This window comes from Flavobacterium notoginsengisoli, assembly GCF_042686225.1.
Taxonomy (GTDB): domain Bacteria; phylum Bacteroidota; class Bacteroidia; order Flavobacteriales; family Flavobacteriaceae; genus Flavobacterium; species Flavobacterium notoginsengisoli.
Window position 1 is genome coordinate 185547 of sequence record NZ_JBHUOT010000004.1, and the last position, 18750, is coordinate 204296.

Here is an 18750-nt window from a genome sequence, read left to right on the forward strand (position 1 = left end):
GGAATTGTTAAAATACATTTGCTTCATCAAAAACCAATAATCATGAAAACCAGAATTACTTTTATTTTATTATTGTTAAGCACTTTGACTTTTGCTCAGAATATTATTTCCGGAAAAGTAACAGACCAAAAAGGAAAACCAGTTGCCGGTGCAAATATTTATATTGACGGAACCTATGATGGAGCAACCAGTTCCGAAACTGGAGAGTTTTCTTTTGAAACAACTACTCAGGGAAATCAATTTATAGTGGTGAGCTTTTTACTTTTCGAAACTTACAAGAAAGAAATCGATGTTGCCAATTTTAAAGATCAAACAGTAAAACTAAGAGAAAATATGAATGCTCTGGATGCAGTTGTTATTACAGCAGGAACTTTAGAATCTGGAGATAAAGCAAGAGTTTCGGTTTTAAAACCTTTAGACATTGTAACTACGGCAGGTTCTGCAGGTAATATTGTAGCAGCTTTACAAACTTTGCCGGGAACGCAAACGGTTGGCGAAGACGGACGATTGTTCGTGCGTGGAGGGGAAGCCAGCGAAACACAGACTTTTATTGATGGAGTTAGAGTAGCACAGCCATACGGTGCAACAACAAATAATTTGCCAACAAGAAGCCGATTTTCTCCTTTCTTGTTTAGCGGAATTGCTTTCTCAACCGGAGGTTATTCAGCAGAATATGGTGAAGCTTTATCCAGTGTTTTGCTTTTGAATACGAATGACGAAGAAGATCACGAAAAAACAGATATCGGATTAATGACGGTTGGTTTGAGTATTGGAAATACGCAGAAATGGAAAAAGAGTTCTTTGAGTGTGAACATGGCTTATATTAATCTGGCTCCTTATCAGGCAGTGATTCCTCAGAATGTAGATTGGAATAATCCGTATCAATCGCTTGGCGGAGAAACTGTTTACAGATATAAATTCACAAACGGAATCTTCAAATTATATGCTTCTTTCGATTCAGAAAAATTCGATTTAAATCAGAAAAATATCAATTTTGAAAATCCGATAAGAACGGATATGAACAATAATAACTTTTATTTGAATTCTTCTTATAAAGGAATGATTGGAACGGGTTGGCAGTTAACTTCAGGAATCAGCTACGGTTACAGTAAAAATAAATTGAAATACGACATTACAGATGTTGACAGTAATGAAAATGCTGCGCAGTTAAAATTGAAGTTGTCTAAAAAAGTTTCTAATTATTTCAGATTGTCTTTTGGTAGCGATTATTTCATTACAAAATACAACCAAAATTTTGATGACAATGTTTCTATCAAAGGAGCAAACGGTTACGACTCTAATATTTTTGCAGCATATACAGAAGGTGATATTTCATTCTCCAAAAATCTGGCTTTAAAAGTTGGTTTGAGATATTCGAATAATAGTTTATTAAATGAAAATAATATTGCGCCAAGGGCTTCATTAGGATTTAAAGCTTCAAAATACAGTCAGTTTTCATTTGCTTACGGAGATTTTAGTCAAACTCCTGTGGTTGATTACATTAAATATTCAAAATACCATCAGTTTGAAAGTGAAAAAGCAAGACACTATATTTTCAATTATACATTTACAAGACCTGGACAATTACTTAGAACAGAGTTGTATTATAAAGATTATAGTAACTTAGTTCAATACGATACAAGAGATATTCAGTATAATTCGGTTTTCAATAACAATGGGTCAGGTTACGCTAAAGGTTTCGATTTGCTTTGGAGAGACAGCAATCTATACAAAAACTTAGAATATTGGATTTCGTACTCTTATATCGACTCAGAAAGACAATATAAAAACTTCCCGAATATGGCAACTCCAAATTTTATTGCGAATCACAGTTTGTCAATTGTAACCAAATATTTTATTACAGACTGGAAATCACAAGTAGGATTTACAAACAGCTTTAGTTCAGGTCGTCCATACAATGATCCTAATCAGACACAATTTATGAGTGGTAAAACAAAATCATACAATAGTTTAAGTTTCAACTGGGCGTATTTATTGACTACACAAAAAATCCTTTATTTCTCCGTTTCGAACATTTTAGGAACACAGAATGTTTTCGGATACGATTATGCCAAAACACCAGATGCAAGCGGAGTTTATCAAAGACAAGCCGTTGTGCCAACCGCAGATCGATTTTTCTTCGTAGGCTTTTTCTGGACAATTAGTCAGAATAAAAATGAGAATCAGTTGAAAAACTTGTAGTTCGTGGTATAGATGCTAAGCTTCTGAGATACTAAGAAAAAAACTTAGAAGCTAAGCATCTCAGAAACTCAGAATCTTAAAAAGAAACAATTCATCATCAAAAATCAACAACTCAGTATCATTTAATTTTAAAACAGTAAAATCCGATATACTTTTGAAGTATAAATTAAAAGGGACAAAGAAACAAAGTGACAAAGGGGCAAAGTTTTTTAAATGTTAATAATAAAAAAATCAATACTCTGAACCTTTGTAGCTCTGAACCTTTGAACCTGAAAAAAGAGTTTTAATCATCAATAAAAAAAACTTAAAACCTCAGAACCTTAGTAACTTAAAAACTTTAAAAAAAAAAGAAATCATGACCAAAATTATTACAGTTATTACATTATTTATCTGCAGTTTATTATCTGCACAAACACAATTTGAACAAGGAATGGGAAAAGCTTTCGGGCTTTGGAAAGAAGGTAAAAATACAGAGGCTTCTGCAATGTTTGAAAGAATTGCTGCGGCAGAAAAAACAAGCTGGCTTCCTAATTATTATGTTGGATTAGTAAACACATTATCAGTTTTTACAGAAAAAGATAAAACTAAAATAGAGTTATTATTAGTAAAAGCTCAAGATGCTGTAGATGCAGAAATGTTAAAAGATCAAAGCAATTCAGAACTATACGTTTTACAGGCTTTAATCTATACCGGATATGTGGTAGCAGATCCAATGACAAACGGAATGAAATATTCCGGAAAAGTGATGGAAGCTTACGCGAAAGCAAAAGCGTTAGATCCAAACAACCCAAGAGCTGTTTTTGGTGAAGCAGATTATCAATTGGGAGGTGCAAAATGGACAGGTGTTGATACAAAACCTTTGTGTGCACAAGTTAATAAAGCTATCGAACTTTTTGGTACATTTAAACCAGAAACGCCTTTTTCTCCAAAATGGGGATTGGAAAGAGCTTTGGAAGTTCAAAAAACTTGTAAATAAAATTAATTAAAGCTGATTTAGAATGAAAGACCGTGAACTCTTATTTACTGATTTGAAAAGTGGAACAATAACATGTTTCAAGATTTCTATGGTCTTTGCAGTAATTTTCACAGCTTTTTTAGGAGACGATTTAAATGTTCGAAATGTTCTTGTCACTTTTTTTGTAAGCTGTCTGTATTCTTTTGGAATAGGTATGGGTAACGGATTCCTGAACGTACTTCTTGATAAAAAATGGGATTGGAAAGAACATACTAACACGAGAGTATATTACGGAATTCTGGTTACGGTTCTATACACTGTTCCTGTAGTTTTAGCAATCAACTATTTTATTTTTGTTGTCTTGCAAAACCAGAGTTTAGACGTGTTTTTTGGGCCGAGAATGATATGGGTACATCTCTTTTATATCATTCTTTCTTTAGGAGTTTCGACTTTTATGCAGGCCAGAAGTTTTATGATAAAATGGAAACAAGCTTCTAAATTCGAACTGACACAGCAAAAAATTATTGCAGGAACGGCAAATGCACAATTTGAAAGTTTAAAAAATCAGATAGATCCGCATTTTCTCTTTAATAGTTTGAACGTTTTAAGTTCTTTGATCGAAGAAAATCCGGATAATGCGCAACGTTTTACCACTTCTTTATCTAAAATCTATCGATACGTTTTAGAACAGAAAGATAAAGAATTGGTTTCGGTTGAAGACGAATTATCATTCGCAAAAACGTATATGAATCTGTTGAAAATGCGTTTTGAAAATAGTTTGTTTTATGAACTGCCATCAGAAAGCATCAGTCCAGAAGCAAAAGTAGTACCGCTTTCGCTGCAGCTTCTGCTTGAAAATACGGTGAAACATAATGTGGTAAGTGAACAAAAACCGCTTCACATTAGAATATTTATTGAAAAAGATTATTTAGTAATTCAAAATGATCTTCAGAAAAAAGAAGTACTGCAGGACAGACGAGGTGTTGGACTGCAGAATATTGTAAATCGATATGGAATTATTACCGACAGAAAAGTGATTGTAGAGCAAGACGAAAATAATTTCACGGTTAGAATTCCAATTTTAACAAAACAAATTGCAGCTATGGAAGCAAATGCAGATTTTAACGACGAAGCAAAAGCCTATTACAGAGCTAAAAAAAGAGTGGAGGAACTGAAAGGATTTTATGCCAATGTCATTTCTTATTGTTGTGTGATTCCGCTTTTAATTTTTATCAATTTAAGGTTTTCACCAGGATTCCAATGGTTTTGGTTTTCTGCTTTAGGATGGGGATTTGGAGTTGCCATGCACGCTTTTAAAGTGTTTGGTTACAGCTCCGATTGGGAAGAAAGAAAGATTAGAGAGATTATGGAAAGAGACAACAAACAAAAAACCTGGAAATAATCATGGAAAAAGATTTTACAGAAGCAGATCGTTATTACGATGCTCAGAAAAAAGTAAAAGAAATTAGAGAGTTTTATGAGCATCTTACAGTTTATGTACTGGTAAATCCAATTGTAATTTTCGTTAATTTAATGACTTCGCCTGGATATTTATGGTTTTTATGGTGTTTGATGGGCTGGGGAATGGCAATCATTTTACACGGACTGAAAGTTTTTAGTTTTCCTCCTTTTTTTAATAAAAAATGGGAAGAGAAAAAGATCAGAGAAATCATGGAAAAAGAACAGAATAGAAAAACCTGGGAATAAGTATGGAAACTAATTTTAATACCGATCAGGAAAAACAGGAACTGAAACAGTTGGCCAGTAAGAAAGTTTTGAAGCTGAAATCTTTTTATAAGCATACCTTTCTTTATATCATTGGAATGACTCTTTTTCTTTTAAAAGAATATACAGAACTGCCTTTGAACGTTTTTCCAATTCAGTTTTTAAATGGTGTAGTAATGATTATATGGTCAGCAGTATACATAGGTTCAGCAATTGATGTTTTTGCTTCTTTCAAGATTTTTGATGAAGAATGGGAGGCACGTAAAGTAAAAAGTATTTTAGATAAAAGAGAAAAAAAACAAAAATGGGAGTAATCATGGAAATGAATTTAAACGAAGAGGACAGATACCTTCAGGCTAGAAAAAAAGTCGAAAACATAAAAGGTTTTTATGGAAACCTGGTGGCTTTCGTATTAGTAAATGCAATTTTAATTTTTATAAACCTATACACATCGCCGCAGTATTTATGGTTTTTCTGGCCATTATTATGGTGGGGAATAGGAGTAGTTTTTCATGGATTAAAGGTTTTTGAAGTTTTTCCGTCAATGGGTAAAGAATGGGAAGAAAGAAAAATCAAAGAGTTTATGGAAAAGGAAAAACAGAATAAAAATAAGTGGAAATAATAGTTTTTAAATCATAGCATTATGGGACGACGTTTTAGAAGACATATGTACGAGGAATATGCCAGCCAATATTCGGGAGAATTTAGCACAGATGAAAATTACAATGCAGCTTACAAAAAAGTAAAAAAGATAAAGGGATTTTATTCGCATTTAAAAGTTTATATAATTGTAAATCTGATTATTATTGTATCGAGTTTAACCAGAGGCAATTTTACAGAAGGAATTGATTTCAGCGGTTTATCAGAATGGCATACTTATTCAACAGCATTCTTTTGGGGAATTGGTTTAGCAGCACACGGATTGTCTGTTTTTAGTTCAGAATGGTTTTTTGGTTCTGACTGGGAGCAAAGAAAAATTCAAAAATATATGGATAAAGACAATTCAAATAAAAATAAATGGGAGTAACTTTGAACTCATATTTTTTCAAATTTTACAGTTTAATAAATGGTCACATTAATTATAGAAGACGAAAAACCAGCTGCAAGATTACTGCAAAGAAAACTTGAAAAGTTAGAGGTAAAAGTAGAAACGATGCTTCATTCAGTTGAAGAATCTATCGAATGGTTTGAAAACAATCCGCATCCGGATTTGATTTTTCTGGATATCCAATTATCAGATGGTTTGTCGTTTGAAATTTTTGAAAAGATTGATATTAAAAGTGCTATCATTTTTACAACAGCTTATGATGAATATGCATTAAAAGCTTTTAAATTAAATAGTATCGATTATCTTCTAAAACCAATTGATGAAGATGATCTGGAAACGGCAGTTTCTAAATTTAAAACCCGAATGCCGAAAGCAGCAGAAACTTCAAATATGCAATTGGACTTTGAGCAGATTCGTCAAATGCTTTCCAATCCTTTCGAAAAGGCGTATAAAAAAAGGTTTACCGTTAAAATAGGACAGCATTTAAAAGTTATTACGACAGAAGAAATCGAATGTTTTTTCAGCGAAAATAAAGGAACATATATCCATACCTACGAAAATCGTGATTATTTGATCGATTCGACTTTAGAGATTTTAGAGCAGGAACTGGATAAAAAAGATTTCTTTCGCGTAAGCAGAAAATTTATTGTGCCGTTAAAAGCAATTAAAGAAATTCAGGTTTATACCAATTCACGTTTAAAAGTGATTTTACCAAGTTATAAAGAGGATGAGGTAGTTGTGAGTCGTGAGAAAGTACAGGATTTTAAATCCTGGCTGGGATAAAAATAGATTATTACAGATTTTAATTCTTAGAAGTGAAATCGATTAAATAAAAAAAGGAGTCTTAAATTTTAAGACTCCTTTTCCTTTTATATATTTTTATTTACTCAATCTATGTAAAGTAAATGTCATCGCACTTAAAAGGAAAAATGCCATAATCTGGTGAATTAATCCCAATGCCAAAGGAACGCTGTATAATAAAGTAAATACGCCAAGTAAGAATTGGATAAAAACAAAAACTACTAAAGTATTAATTCCGTTTGACTGTGTTCTTGTAAGTGTGTATTTTTTGCTTTTAAAGAAAAGAAATAAAATAGCTGCTACCACAACATAAGCAAAAGTCCTGTGTACAAACTGAACACCGCTTTTTCCTTCAATCAAATTCTTAATTAAACTGGACTGTTCAATAAAAACCGATTCGTGAATAAATTCTCCGTCACTCATTAATGGCCAATGATTGTGAATTAATCCCGCGTTTAACCCGGCAACAAATCCTCCATAAATAATCTGAATCAATAAAGCCACTAAGGCATAACGTGCAATTTTACGAAGCGGTAAAATTTTATTGATATTTCTTTCAGGATAAATCAAATCCAGAGCGACCCAAAGCGTATAAGCAAAAGTGATAAATGCGAAAGTCAGGTGTAATGAAAGTCTAAAGTGACTTACATCCGGATTGTCAATCAAACCACTTCTCACCATAAACCAGCCTAAAAATCCCTGGAAACCTCCCATTGCCAAAAGCACAATGCATTTTTTAATAGTTGGCGTATCTAATTTCTTTTTTGCTAAAAAGTAAACAAAAGGAACAAAGAAAACCAAACCAATAATACGGCCAATGAAACGGTGAAACCATTCCCAGAAATAAATGAATTTATAATCTGACAACTGAAAATCGTTGTGAATATTGATTTTCTGGTATTCCGGAAACTTTTTATATTCATCAAAAGCTGCCTGCCATTTTGCATCTGTCAAAGGAGGGAAGGTATCGGTTACCAAATGCCAGTCAGTCATAGATAAACCTGAATTGGTTAAACGGGTAATTCCTCCCACAACAACCATTAAAAACAATAAAACACAGCCCGATAGTAACCAAATGATTACTGATTTATTCTCTTTTTTCATTTTATTAAATAATACTTATTTTTCAACTTTTTGTAAGCCCAATTTTGCCGCTCTTTTAATCACAAAATCATAAGCAGCCTGATATTCATTTGGAATAATACCTTCTAAAATGGCTTCTTTAACGGCTTCTTTCAAAACTCCAATTTCTCGTGAAGGTTTTAAATCAAACATTTCCATAATTTCTTCACCAGTAATTGGCGGCTGAAAATTACGAACATGATCGCGTTCTTCTACTTCTACAATTTTCTTGCGGACGATTTCAAAGTTTTTATGATATTTTTTGAATTTCGATGGGTTTTTGGTTGTGATATCAGCTTCGCACAAAGTCATTAAATCTTCAACATCTTCGCCAGCATCAAAAACTAAACGGCGTACTGCACTGTCCGTTACAATATCCTGTGCCAAAACAATCGGGCGTGAACTCATAATGACCATTTTCTGAACGAATTTCATTTTATGGTTTAATGGCATGTGCAAACGTTCGAATATTTTTTTCGCCATTTTTCCACCCAAAAACTCATGTCCGTGAAAAGTCCAACCTTGTTTTTTAGTGAAACGCTTTGTTGGTGCTTTTCCAATATCATGCAATAAAGCCGACCAACGTAACCAAACATCATCTGTATTTGGGCAAATGTTATCGACAACTTCAAGCGTATGATAAAAGTTGTTTTTATGCGTATGACCTTCAATTTCTTCCACCTGATTTAAAGCTGTTAATTCAGGTAAGATTAAATCTAAAAGTCCAGTTTTATATAAAAGTAAAAATCCAGTTGAAGGTTTCGGCGTAGAAAGAATTTTGTTCAATTCATCTACAATTCTTTCGCCAGAAATAATTTTAATACGATCAGCATTTTTTGTGATGGCATTCAATGAATTTTCTTCAATTTCAAAATTCAACTGAGTGGCAAAACGAATAGCACGCAACATTCGCAAAGGATCATCAGAATACGTAATATCTGGATCCAAAGGCGTTTTGATGGTTTTGTTTTCTAAATCGGTTAAACCGTTAAAAGGGTCTAAAAGATCTCCAAAATTATTTTTGTTTAAAGAAAGTGCCAAAGCGTTAATCGTAAAATCACGACGATTTTGATCATCTTGTAAAGTTCCGTTTTCCACAATTGGATTTCGGCTGTCTCGGGTATAAGATTCTTTTCGTGCACCGACAAATTCAATATCGGTATCTTCAAAACGAAGCATCGCTGTTCCGTACGTTTTAAAAACCTGAACTTTTGGTTTGTTCGGAAGTAAATCAGAAACTTTAAGCGCCAATTCGATACCGCTTCCAACTGCCACAACGTCGATATCTTTTTTGGAACCTCGATTTAAAAGCAAATCACGGACAAATCCTCCTATTACATAAGAGTCAACATTTAATTCCTGAGAAGCTTTCGAAATGATATCGAAGATTTTGTTTTGTAAAGCAGTTTTATAGTTTGTTTGTATCGCCACGAATTCACTAATTTTTATAAAATAATACGTTTGTGTTCAAGAGAGTTAGAATTAAAGTTCGCTAGAATAGCTAAATTATTTTTGGACACTTTTAAATAATTAAGACACTGTGAAATATATTTTGGATGTAGAAAATCACTTGATTTTATTTCAAGTATAATTTTATCAAACAAAACAAAATCAGCATAAAACCTGTGATCTAAAATAATGTCTTTATAATTTACTAAATATTCTTTTTCTCTTTCAAATGGAATATTTGCTTTTTTGAGCTCGTATTCTATAGCATCTTTATATACAATTTCAGAAAAGCCTCCACCTAAATTTCTATGAACATCAAATAAAATTCCTATTATCTGATAACTTTCCTGTTGATACAATATTTTGGTCATGATCTAAATTTTTTCCGCCACGAATTCACGAATTTTTCTAATTAATTTTTAAAAAGTTAATTCGTGAATTCGTGGCTATTATTTAGAATACAACTTTCAATTTTTGTATTGAAAATGTTTTTGGAATTTTATGGTTGCAAATTTACAACATAGAAAATGCCTTTTATAATCTATAGCCTATTTTTTTGAGTAAATTCACAATTTTTCAATTGAATTTTATGAAAATAAAAAATAGCAAAGTTGAATTAAGCGAATTTATCCGAAATCATATTCAAAGAATGAAAAATAATTCGTGGTTTTGACATAATCTAAATTTTTATCCGCCACGAATTCACGAATTAATCTAAATCATTTCGAATAAATTAGAGTAATGAATTACACGAATTCATTAGAAATTATGCTCAAAGATTATAAAAAGTTAATTCGTGAATTCGTGGCAAAAAAAACTATGCTCTCATAAAACAAATCAATTACGATAATCAATTTTTAAAATTGCAATTTGTATTTTTGAATCATAGAAAAATGCACACATGAAAATTGTTATATCTCCTGCGAAATCACTGAATTTCGAAAAAGAATTACCAACATCTCAATATACTGAACCTTCATTTTTAAAAGAAGCAAAAGTGGTTCATAAAGTAGTAAAACAAAAAAAGCCGGCTGAATTGTCAGAATTAATGTCGATTTCAGACAAATTAGCCGACCTGAACTGGAAACGTAATCAGGATTGGAAGACACCATTTACTCCAGAAAATGCACGTCCTGCAGTGTATACTTTTGACGGTGATGTTTATACTGGTTTGGATGCTTATACCATTCCGTTAGAAAAATTAGATGTTTTGCAAGATAAATTGAGAATTTTATCCGGACTTTATGGTCTGTTGAAACCCTTAGATTTAATGCAGGCGTATCGTCTGGAAATGGGGACAAAAATGCCTGTGGGCGAATCTAAAAACCTGCACGAATTCTGGAAACCAACTGTTACAAAAGCTTTAAACAAAGAATTGAAAAAAGACGAATTATTTGTGAATTTAGCAAGTAACGAATATTTTTCTGCTGTAGATGTAAAAGCTTTAAAAGTTCCTGTTATCACTCCTGACTTTAAGGATTATAAAGACGGGAAATTAAAAATGATCAGCTTTTTCGCCAAAAAGGCGAGAGGTATGATGGTGCGTTATATTATTGATACGAATGCCGAAACTATTGATGATTTAAAAGGATTTAATTACGAAGGGTATCAGTTTGATGCTAATCTTTCTAAAGGAAATCATTTGGTTTTTACGAGATAGATTTTTTGAAGATGCTAAGGTACTAAGATGCTAAGTTTTTTTACCGCAAAGACGCAAAGTTTACGCAAAGTTCGCAAAGTTTTTATCACAAAGCTTTGCGAACTTTGCGTTTTAACGATTCTCGAAATTAAAATTTTTCGAGTCCTTTGTGGTTAAATAAAAAAATAAACGCCGAATTCTAAATGATGAATTCGGCGTTTCTGCGTATTATAAAATTATTATTATTATTAGTGCATTGCGTCGGCTGCACTAATTTTGTTCTTCCCTTTTTTAATAAAGAGAATAATCGGTATGCAACATAAAAACATAATTCCTAAATAAAGGAAAATATCCATATAAGCCATTACGGTACTTTGTTTCATGACAGACATTTCGATTGCCTGATATGCTTTTTTCAGAGCAACATCAGCGCTATATCCTTTTGCCATAAAAGCGTGCTGCATTCCTGCAATTCGTTGTTGCACTTCAAATTTGGCCGGATCTAAATTGTTTATCAAATCTACTCGGTGAGACTGGCTAAAACGTGTGATGAAAGTGGTAATAATCGCAATACCAAAAGATCCACCTAACTGACGCATCATTCCGGTAAATGCAGCTCCTTCACCAATTTGTTTTCCTTTTAATGTTGAAAGAGAAAGTGTTGTAATTGGAACGAAAAGCAATCCTAATCCAACTCCTCTTAAAATTAAAGGCCAGTACATATGTTCAACACCAGTGTCCGGTGTCATGCGGCTGTACATCATAAAGGTAAAGAAGAAGAAAATTAAAAATCCTACTCCAACCATATAACCCTGTGGTACACCTTTCTGAATCATATTCCCTACAAATGGCATCATTATAGCCGTTGTAATAGATCCCGGAATCAATAGTAAACCTGCATCAGTTGCTGTCCATCCTAATATTGACTGTGTGTAAATTGGAATAATTAACGTTGAACCGTATAAACCGAAACCTAAGATGAAACACATTATGGTTCCAATTCTTAAATTTCCATCTTTTAGAACACTTAAGTTCACAATTGGATGTTTGTATGTGAGCTCTCTCCAGATAAACAAAACCAATCCAAGAACTGTGACAACACTTAAGGTTATAATTAAAGAATCATTAAACCAGTCGTCTTGTTGTCCATGTTCCAATACAAATTGTAAAGATCCAATAAAAGTACTCAACAAAATAATCCCCCACCAGTCAACCTGATTGGCTTTTAATTTTTCCCCATATTTCGGACTTCTAACAAAAGTTAATGCCAAAATGGTAGCAATAATTCCTAATGGAATATTGATATAGAAAATATACGGCCAGGAATAATTATCTACTAAATATCCTCCCAAAGGCGGACCTAAAGTTGGACCAACAATTACACCCATTCCGTAAATAGCCTGTGCCATACCACGCTTTGCCACGGGATAACTCTCTGTAATAATCGTTTGGGCTGTTACCAGCAGCGCTCCACCACCCATACCTTGTACGAATCGGAAGGCTACAAGTTCCCAAATATTGGTGGCATTACCACATAAAAATGAACAGACTGTAAATATTATAATGGAAGCCACAAAATAATTACGTCTCCCAAATTGCTGTGATAGCCAGCTCGTCATCGGAATTACAATAACATTCGCAATTGCGTATGCTGTAATAACCCATGCCACATCGGTCAAGGTAGCACCAAGACTTCCGCGCATGTCTGTCAGCGCTACGTTTACAATCGTAGTATCTACGATTTCCAGCAGTGCACAAAGTACTGCTGTAATCGTAATGATAACTCGTCTGAAACCGTATTCTACTAAATCGTCGTCTGCTTGTACTGCTCCTGCCATGTTTTATTTTAAATGTACATCAACATCAACGTTCATTCCTGGTCTTAAAAGTTTTACTTTTTCAGGATCGTTAGATTCGTCGATTGTGATTTTTACTGGTAATCTCTGAATTGTTTTTACGAAGTTTCCTGTTGCGTTATCAGGAGGTAATAATGAAAAACGAGATCCTGTTGCAGGAGAGAAAGAAGATACGGTTCCTTTAAACTCATAGTTTGGATAAGCATCTACTTTTAAGCCTACTTTTTGACCCACAACCATTTTATTTAATTGTGTTTCTTTAAAGTTAGCTACAACCCAAGCTTCATTATTGTTAATGATGTAGAATAAAGATTGTCCAGGTTGAACTAATTGTCCCGGCTGAATATCTACTTTAGAAACCTGACCGTCAATAGCAGCTGTAACTACAGTATAAGAAAGATTTAAATGGGCAACATCCAACATTGTTTTTGCTTTTTTAATATTCGCTGCAGCAACTTCAGTTTGTTTGTCAGAAACTTTAGATTTTGACTGAATAACCGATTTTTGGTAAGATGTAGCTTTTTGTTGTTGCTCTAATACACGTACCTGGTTTTCAGCTTCTTCTTTTGCTGTTAAAGCCTGCTCATACTGTTGTTTTGTAATAGTATGCGTTTTGTACAAGTTATTGTAACGGTTATAATCGTTTGTAAGCTGTCTCAATCTGATTTTTGCACTTTCGATAGAACCGCTTGCAGATCTCATTTGAGCGTCAGAAACCGAAATACTTGCATAAGCACTTCCAATATCAGCTTTTGCAGCTTCAAATTGACCTTCAGCTCCTAATAAAGCAGCATTTGCTTCATCAATCTTTAATTGATAATCTCTTTTATCGATAGTAAACAAAGTATCTCCTTTTTTTACATAATCATTATCTTTCACATAAACTTTGCTGATATATCCTGAAACTCTCGGGATAATCGGATTCATTCTTTTCTCGATTTGAGCATCATCTGTTTCTTCGTGAGCCTGAGAGTGTAAGTATTTTGATATTCCGTAAGTTCCTCCCCCTAAAACCAAAACGGCTAGTATGATGATGAATTTTTTATTTGTCTTTTTCTTTTCCATGAGAGCTATCGATTATATTTTAGAAAGATTGAATGATTGTGATAATTGTCCTGATACTGAAAGTAATTCGTAGTATTTCTGAATGATTGTTGCTTTTGCAACAGCTGTATTAATTTTTGCGCTTAGTTGTTCAACATCTGCTTCAACTAAGTCATTAGTATCCGCAAGACCGTTGTCAAATTTATCTTTTACCAATCTGTAATTTTCAGCAGCTTGTTGTAGAGCTTCTTCATACACCACACTTTGGTTGATGGCTAAGTCATAATCCTCAAGAGATTTCTGAACTTCAACTTTAATACGGTCTGTCATGATTGCTTCGGTATTTTTTACTTCCAAAGCTCTGCTTTCCGCTTCTTTAACGTGAGCACTGTTTTTTAGAATTCCCGATAAATCATAAGATAAGCCTAAACCAAAATTCATTGCATATTTCACCGTAATAATATCTTTCAGATCTAAAGCTGTATAACCTCCAAGCAAAGAAAGCGTTGGGTAATAACCTGCTTTTGCAATTTTAATATTTGCCTCTGAAGCTTTAGACTGTAAGCGGATTGCTTCTAAATCTTTTCTGCTTTCCAACGCTAATGCATCAGTTGTTGGAGCATTATTGGTTTTTAAATTAAAGAAATCAGCCTCATTTACCTGAAGTTGTGTTTCAGGAGCCATTTTCAATAAAGTTGTCAGATAAAAATTAATATTGTTTAAGTTATTTTTAGCTTCATCAATAGATAATTGTGTCTTTGAAACTAATAATTGTGCTTTCAACAAATCATTTCTCGGAATAATTCCGTTTTTTTCTAATTCTGTAAAATCTGTTACACGCTGTTTAGCACTTTTTTGATTTTCGTTTAAAACATCTAAAGTTTTTTGCGCTTTGTACAAAGCAGTGTAATACGTAATTACTTTTAAAGCAACATCTTCTTTAGTTTTTGCAGCATTAGCAGTTTCAGCTTCATACATGCTGTCGTAAGCATCAATACTGCTTTGGATTTTAAAACCGGCAAAAATAGGTAAGCTTAAATTTGCCATTCCAAGCATTGCACGATCCGGAGAAGCCAGAGTGGCAGCACTTTCACCTTCGTTGTGCATATCAATAGAAGCTTTTGTAAGGCGCTGATATTGACCGGAAATTTTAAGATCCGGATACTGATTGTTTTTTACGGCTGTTAACTCGTGTTTTTTGGTGTTTACCTTAGTGTTGGCAAGCGTAACTTCGTTACTCTTTTCCCAGGCCATTTTTACGGCTTCATCTAAAGTTAAACTTGTTTTTTCTTGTGCTTCTACTGAAGATATTCCTATAAAGAAAACTCCAAAGAGCATTAATTGACTAATTTTCATAAACAAGTAGCGCTTTTATAGTTTGTTGAATGTGCTTTGTAAGATCGTTTTTAATGTAATTGTTAAACATTTCTTCCGTTTTTAAATCAAATAATTCCTCGAAGAAAGAGCGATTCATGTGAAAGTGAAAAAAGGTTCCAATAATTGTTGGGGTAATAAGCTGGATATTAATATCTTTTCTAAAAACTCCCTGAGATTGACCCTGCTTGATAATGCTTTCTACTGATTTTAAATTTCCTTTTTTAAGTTCAGTAAAAGCCTGAAGGCTTTTTTCTCTTTTTTTATTGTAAAGTTCAAAATGTAAAACCCTGTAAATCCCTTTGTTAAGACAAATTCTGTTAATGTAAATTTCGATTAATTTATTGACTTTTTCAAGAGGTTGGATGTTTTCCTGCAATAAATTTTCGAGTTGCAATTTTAAATCAACAGTTTTGTGAAAAATCAGAGCTTCCAGAAGTCTTTCTTTTGAACCAAAATAATACGAAACCATGGCAATGTTGATTTTTGCCTCTTTGGAGATGTCCCGTATAGATGTACCCTCAAATCCTTTCTCAGAAAATAGCTTTTCAGCAACATTAAGAATCTGAATTTTTTTGTCGTTTAATTCAATCTGTGACATGGTATTGTTTCTAATCGGATGCAAAATTAAACAGTTGTTTAATTTAAACGCTTGTTTAATTTTATTTTAACACAATATTAACATAAAACGGTTTCGATATTTTGGACCAAAAAAAAGCTGAAACACTTTTGCGTTTCAGCTTTTCTAGAACAATAATGTGATTATTTAATATATTTAATGACTTTGTTTTCTTTAATATTTAATAACTCCATTTCGGATTCATCTAGCTTTAAAATTCTAAAATCAAATGAATATTGATTATTAAATTTTATAGTAATCGTATCATTTTTCAATTCATAAGTTCCAGTTTCTTTATTAACCACTTTCCCTTTAGAGACTATTTCAATAATAAGCAAATTGTCTTTAGTGAATATTATTTTATCCTCAAAATTATTATTTGTAGTATCAAGAAAATCTTTCGTTTTCCAGATTCCAACTAAATTTTTAGTTTCGATTTTTTGACATGAAATTACTAACGAACAGAGTAATAAAATTAAAGAGTGTTTCATTTGAAAGTTATTTTATCGAATCCCTCCAACAAACTTTTCAATTTTTCCGCTTCCGCTTTCGCTTAAATGTTTAATAAAAGCACTTCCAATAATTGCACCTTTAGCATATTTAGTAGCCTGATTGAAAGTTTCTTTATTCGAAATTCCGAAACCAACAATTTGAGGATTTTTCAAATTCATTGCAGCAATTCTTTCGAAATAAGTTTCCTGAGTATTTCCAAACCCAGATTGTGATCCTGTAACACTTGCAGAACTTACCATATAAATAAATCCGTTTGAAACGCTGTCGATAAAACGAATTCTTTCGTCTGAAGTTTGCGGGGTAATTAAGAATACATTGATTAATCCGTATTTATCGAAAATTGCTTTGTATTCATCAGCGTAAACGTCAACCGGAAGATCAGGAATAATTAAACCGTCAATTCCAATTTCGGCACATTTTTTACAGAAAGCTTCAACGCCATATTGCAACATCGGATTAAAATATCCCATAATAATCAATGGAATTTTTACGCTTTCGCGGATGTTTTTTAGCTGGTCGAAAAGAATCTGAGTCGTCATTCCGTTATGAAGTGCCTGTGTAGAACTCGCCTGAATGGTCGGCCCGTCTGCCAAAGGATCACTAAACGGAAGTCCGATTTCGATTAAATCAACTCCGTTTTTTTCTAAGTCCTGAATAATCTGCACGGTATCATTTAAGTTGGGATAACCTGCAGAAAAATAGATCGAAAGGATCTTTTTATCTTCTTGTAATTTTTGAGTTATTCTGTTCATTAATATGTATTTTTTATCTTAACCGATTTCCAAAATCGGTTAAGTTTTTTATCGTAATATATTTAGCGATTATTTATTTTCTGTATAAATCCACGCCGTTCTTCCTGATTTTAGTTTAACCTGAACTCTTTTATAAGAATTAGATTCAAACTGATCGACTTTTAATAATTCGTTATTAGTCACTTCAAAAACAGCACCATGTATAATGTCTTCCAGATTTTCGCTAGGCACTGCAACAACATAATCAGCCATTCCAAATTCTTCTTCAATTTGTAAACTTTTTAATTTGTAACCCAATATTTGATCTTGAGTTCCAACTAAAACTTTATTAAAAATCTGCATCTGAATTTGTTTCGATCTTAGTGTTCCGTATGAGAATAATAGTTCCATAATTATGATTTTTCTCGTTATTTGTTAGCGTTGGCGATTTTAAAAACCAATGTCCAAATTACAATTTTTATTACAATTTAAAGTAATCAATATAATTATCTAAATCTTTATCGCCACGTCCGGACAGACTAATTACCACAACATCTGTCGGTTTGAATTTCTTTTGATCCAAAACGGCAAAGGCATGAGCACTTTCAATGGCTGGAATAATCCCTTCTAATTTTGTCAATTGTAAACCTGCATTCATGGCATCATCATCGGTTACTGAGAAAAATTCTCCACGTCCGGTTTGTGCTAAATGCGCGTGCAATGGGCCAACTCCGGGATAATCTAATCCAGCCGAAATAGAATACGGTTCTGTAATTTGTCCGTCTGGAGTTTGCATCAACAGCGTTTTACAACCGTGAATAACACCAACTTTTCCTAATTTACTCGTAGCGGCACTATGACCGCTATCAACTCCTTTTCCTGCCGCTTCAACTGCAATGATTCCAACTTCTGGTTCGTGTAAAAAATGATAGTAAGTCCCGGCTGCATTACTTCCGCCACCAATACAAGCTACAACATAATCAGGCTTCTCGCGACCTTCTTTTTCTTTTAACTGCCATTTGATTTCTTCCGAGATAATACTCTGAAAACGTGTTACCATATCCGGATAAGGATGCGGTCCAATTGCAGATCCAATAATATAATGCGTATCCACAGGATTGTTAATCCAGTCACGAATCGCTTCGTTTGTCGCATCTTTTAAAGTTCGTGAACCTGAAAGTGCCGGACGAACTTCTGCGCCTAACATTTTCATACGCGCTACGTTTGGTGCCTGACGTGCAATGTCAATTTCGCCCATGTAAACGATACATTCAATTCCCATTAATGCACAAACTGTTGCAGTTGCTACACCGTGTTGACCAGCGCCGGTTTCGGCAATGATTCTTTTTTTACCTAAACGTTTAGCTAATAAAATCTGCCCGATTGTGTTATTAACTTTATGCGCTCCGGTATGATTTAAGTCTTCTCTTTTTAGATAAACCTTTGTATTGTATTTTTCTGATAAGCGTTTTGCAAAATACAACGGACTTGGTCGTCCGACATAATCTTTAAGCAATTGGTTGAACTCCGCTTTAAAATCTGGTTCGTCCATTATGCTTAAGTATTTCTGGCGTAGTTCTTCTACATTTGGATATAACATTTCGGGAATGTAAGCTCCTCCAAATTCTCCGTAATATCCTTTTTCGTTAACGTTAAAACTCATTTTTTTAAA

20 protein-coding genes are annotated in these 18750 nt (G+C 33.3%); 9 read left to right on the plus strand and 11 right to left on the minus strand.

Features of this window, described 5'->3' with window-relative positions; all coding sequences use genetic code 11:
* Positions 1-42 precede the first annotated feature (42 nt).
* The 8 genes from ACFS3A_RS11190 (at position 43) to ACFS3A_RS11225 (ending at position 6713) form a co-directional block, all read left to right on the plus strand.
* Positions 43-2202 (plus strand): TonB-dependent receptor, encoded by a 2160-nt coding sequence (locus tag ACFS3A_RS11190; RefSeq protein WP_379825529.1) that lies wholly within the window; start codon positions 43-45, stop codon positions 2200-2202.
* Between the two features lie 355 nt (positions 2203-2557).
* Positions 2558-3178, plus strand: coding sequence for a hypothetical protein (locus ACFS3A_RS11195; protein ID WP_379825530.1), 621 nt, complete (start codon positions 2558-2560; stop codon positions 3176-3178).
* A 22-nt stretch (positions 3179-3200) separates the two neighbouring features.
* Positions 3201-4559 carry a 2TM domain-containing protein gene (locus tag ACFS3A_RS11200; protein WP_379825532.1) on the plus strand — a complete coding sequence of 453 codons (1359 nt, stop codon included), beginning with the start codon at positions 3201-3203 and terminating at the stop codon, positions 4557-4559.
* A 2-nt stretch (positions 4560-4561) separates the two neighbouring features.
* Positions 4562-4864 (plus strand): 2TM domain-containing protein, encoded by a 303-nt coding sequence (locus ACFS3A_RS11205; RefSeq protein WP_379825533.1) that lies wholly within the window; start codon positions 4562-4564, stop codon positions 4862-4864.
* A gap of 2 nt (positions 4865-4866) precedes the next feature.
* Complete coding sequence (locus ACFS3A_RS11210) at positions 4867-5196, plus strand: 2TM domain-containing protein (protein WP_379825535.1); 330 nt, start codon at positions 4867-4869, stop codon at positions 5194-5196.
* A gap of 2 nt (positions 5197-5198) precedes the next feature.
* Positions 5199-5504 carry a 2TM domain-containing protein gene (locus tag ACFS3A_RS11215; RefSeq protein WP_379825536.1) on the plus strand — a complete coding sequence of 102 codons (306 nt, stop codon included), beginning with the start codon at positions 5199-5201 and terminating at the stop codon, positions 5502-5504.
* A 21-nt stretch (positions 5505-5525) separates the two neighbouring features.
* Positions 5526-5909: a 2TM domain-containing protein gene (locus ACFS3A_RS11220; protein ID WP_379825537.1), complete on the plus strand. Its 384-nt coding sequence runs from the start codon at positions 5526-5528 to the stop codon at positions 5907-5909.
* Between the two features lie 39 nt (positions 5910-5948).
* The gene (locus ACFS3A_RS11225; protein ID WP_379825538.1) at positions 5949-6713 is read left to right on the plus strand and encodes a LytR/AlgR family response regulator transcription factor; all 765 of its coding nucleotides are present in this window, start codon (positions 5949-5951) and stop codon (positions 6711-6713) included.
* 96 nt (positions 6714-6809) lie between these two features.
* Here ACFS3A_RS11225 and ACFS3A_RS11230 read toward each other — a convergent pair whose 3' ends face one another.
* The 3 genes from ACFS3A_RS11230 to ACFS3A_RS11240 are packed head-to-tail and all read right to left on the minus strand — an operon-like array spanning position 6810 to position 9673.
* Positions 6810-7835, minus strand: coding sequence for a COX15/CtaA family protein (locus ACFS3A_RS11230; RefSeq protein ID WP_379825539.1), 1026 nt, complete (start codon positions 7833-7835; stop codon positions 6810-6812).
* A 15-nt stretch (positions 7836-7850) separates the two neighbouring features.
* Entirely contained in the window at positions 7851-9284 is a 1434-nt protein-coding gene (locus ACFS3A_RS11235; protein WP_379825541.1) for a CCA tRNA nucleotidyltransferase, read from the minus strand.
* A 14-nt stretch (positions 9285-9298) separates the two neighbouring features.
* Entirely contained in the window at positions 9299-9673 is a 375-nt protein-coding gene (locus ACFS3A_RS11240) for a GxxExxY protein (protein ID WP_379825543.1), read from the minus strand.
* 530 nt (positions 9674-10203) lie between these two features.
* Here ACFS3A_RS11240 and yaaA point away from each other — a divergent pair.
* The gene (gene yaaA, locus ACFS3A_RS11245; protein WP_379825544.1) at positions 10204-10962 is read left to right on the plus strand and encodes a peroxide stress protein YaaA; all 759 of its coding nucleotides are present in this window, start codon (positions 10204-10206) and stop codon (positions 10960-10962) included.
* A gap of 227 nt (positions 10963-11189) precedes the next feature.
* Here yaaA and ACFS3A_RS11250 read toward each other — a convergent pair whose 3' ends face one another.
* The 8 genes from ACFS3A_RS11250 to trpB all read right to left on the minus strand — a co-directional run bounded on the left by ACFS3A_RS11250 (position 11190) and on the right by trpB (position 18741).
* The gene (locus ACFS3A_RS11250; protein ID WP_379825545.1) at positions 11190-12779 is read right to left on the minus strand and encodes an MDR family MFS transporter; all 1590 of its coding nucleotides are present in this window, start codon (positions 12777-12779) and stop codon (positions 11190-11192) included.
* Between the two features lie 3 nt (positions 12780-12782).
* On the minus strand, positions 12783-13862 hold the full coding sequence (locus ACFS3A_RS11255; protein WP_379825546.1) for an HlyD family secretion protein: 1080 nt from the start codon (positions 13860-13862) through the stop codon (positions 12783-12785).
* Positions 13863-13874: 12 nt separating this feature from the next.
* Complete coding sequence (locus tag ACFS3A_RS11260) at positions 13875-15197, minus strand: TolC family protein (RefSeq protein WP_379825547.1); 1323 nt, start codon at positions 15195-15197, stop codon at positions 13875-13877.
* On the minus strand, positions 15187-15816 hold the full coding sequence (locus ACFS3A_RS11265) for a TetR/AcrR family transcriptional regulator (RefSeq protein WP_379825549.1): 630 nt from the start codon (positions 15814-15816) through the stop codon (positions 15187-15189). Before ACFS3A_RS11265 ends, ACFS3A_RS11260 begins: the two co-directional genes overlap by 11 nt.
* 161 nt (positions 15817-15977) lie before the next feature.
* Positions 15978-16325 carry a lipocalin-like domain-containing protein gene (locus ACFS3A_RS11270; RefSeq protein ID WP_379825550.1) on the minus strand — a complete coding sequence of 116 codons (348 nt, stop codon included), beginning with the start codon at positions 16323-16325 and terminating at the stop codon, positions 15978-15980.
* Between the two features lie 12 nt (positions 16326-16337).
* Positions 16338-17099 (minus strand): tryptophan synthase subunit alpha, encoded by a 762-nt coding sequence (gene trpA / locus ACFS3A_RS11275; protein WP_379825551.1) that lies wholly within the window; start codon positions 17097-17099, stop codon positions 16338-16340.
* A gap of 69 nt (positions 17100-17168) precedes the next feature.
* Positions 17169-17489: a gamma-glutamylcyclotransferase family protein gene (locus tag ACFS3A_RS11280; RefSeq protein ID WP_109194532.1), complete on the minus strand. Its 321-nt coding sequence runs from the start codon at positions 17487-17489 to the stop codon at positions 17169-17171.
* Positions 17490-17559: 70 nt separating this feature from the next.
* A complete protein-coding gene (gene trpB / locus ACFS3A_RS11285) occupies positions 17560-18741 on the minus strand; it encodes a tryptophan synthase subunit beta (protein WP_379825552.1) in 1182 nt (393 codons plus the stop codon).
* Between the last annotated feature and the right edge of the window lie 9 nt (positions 18742-18750).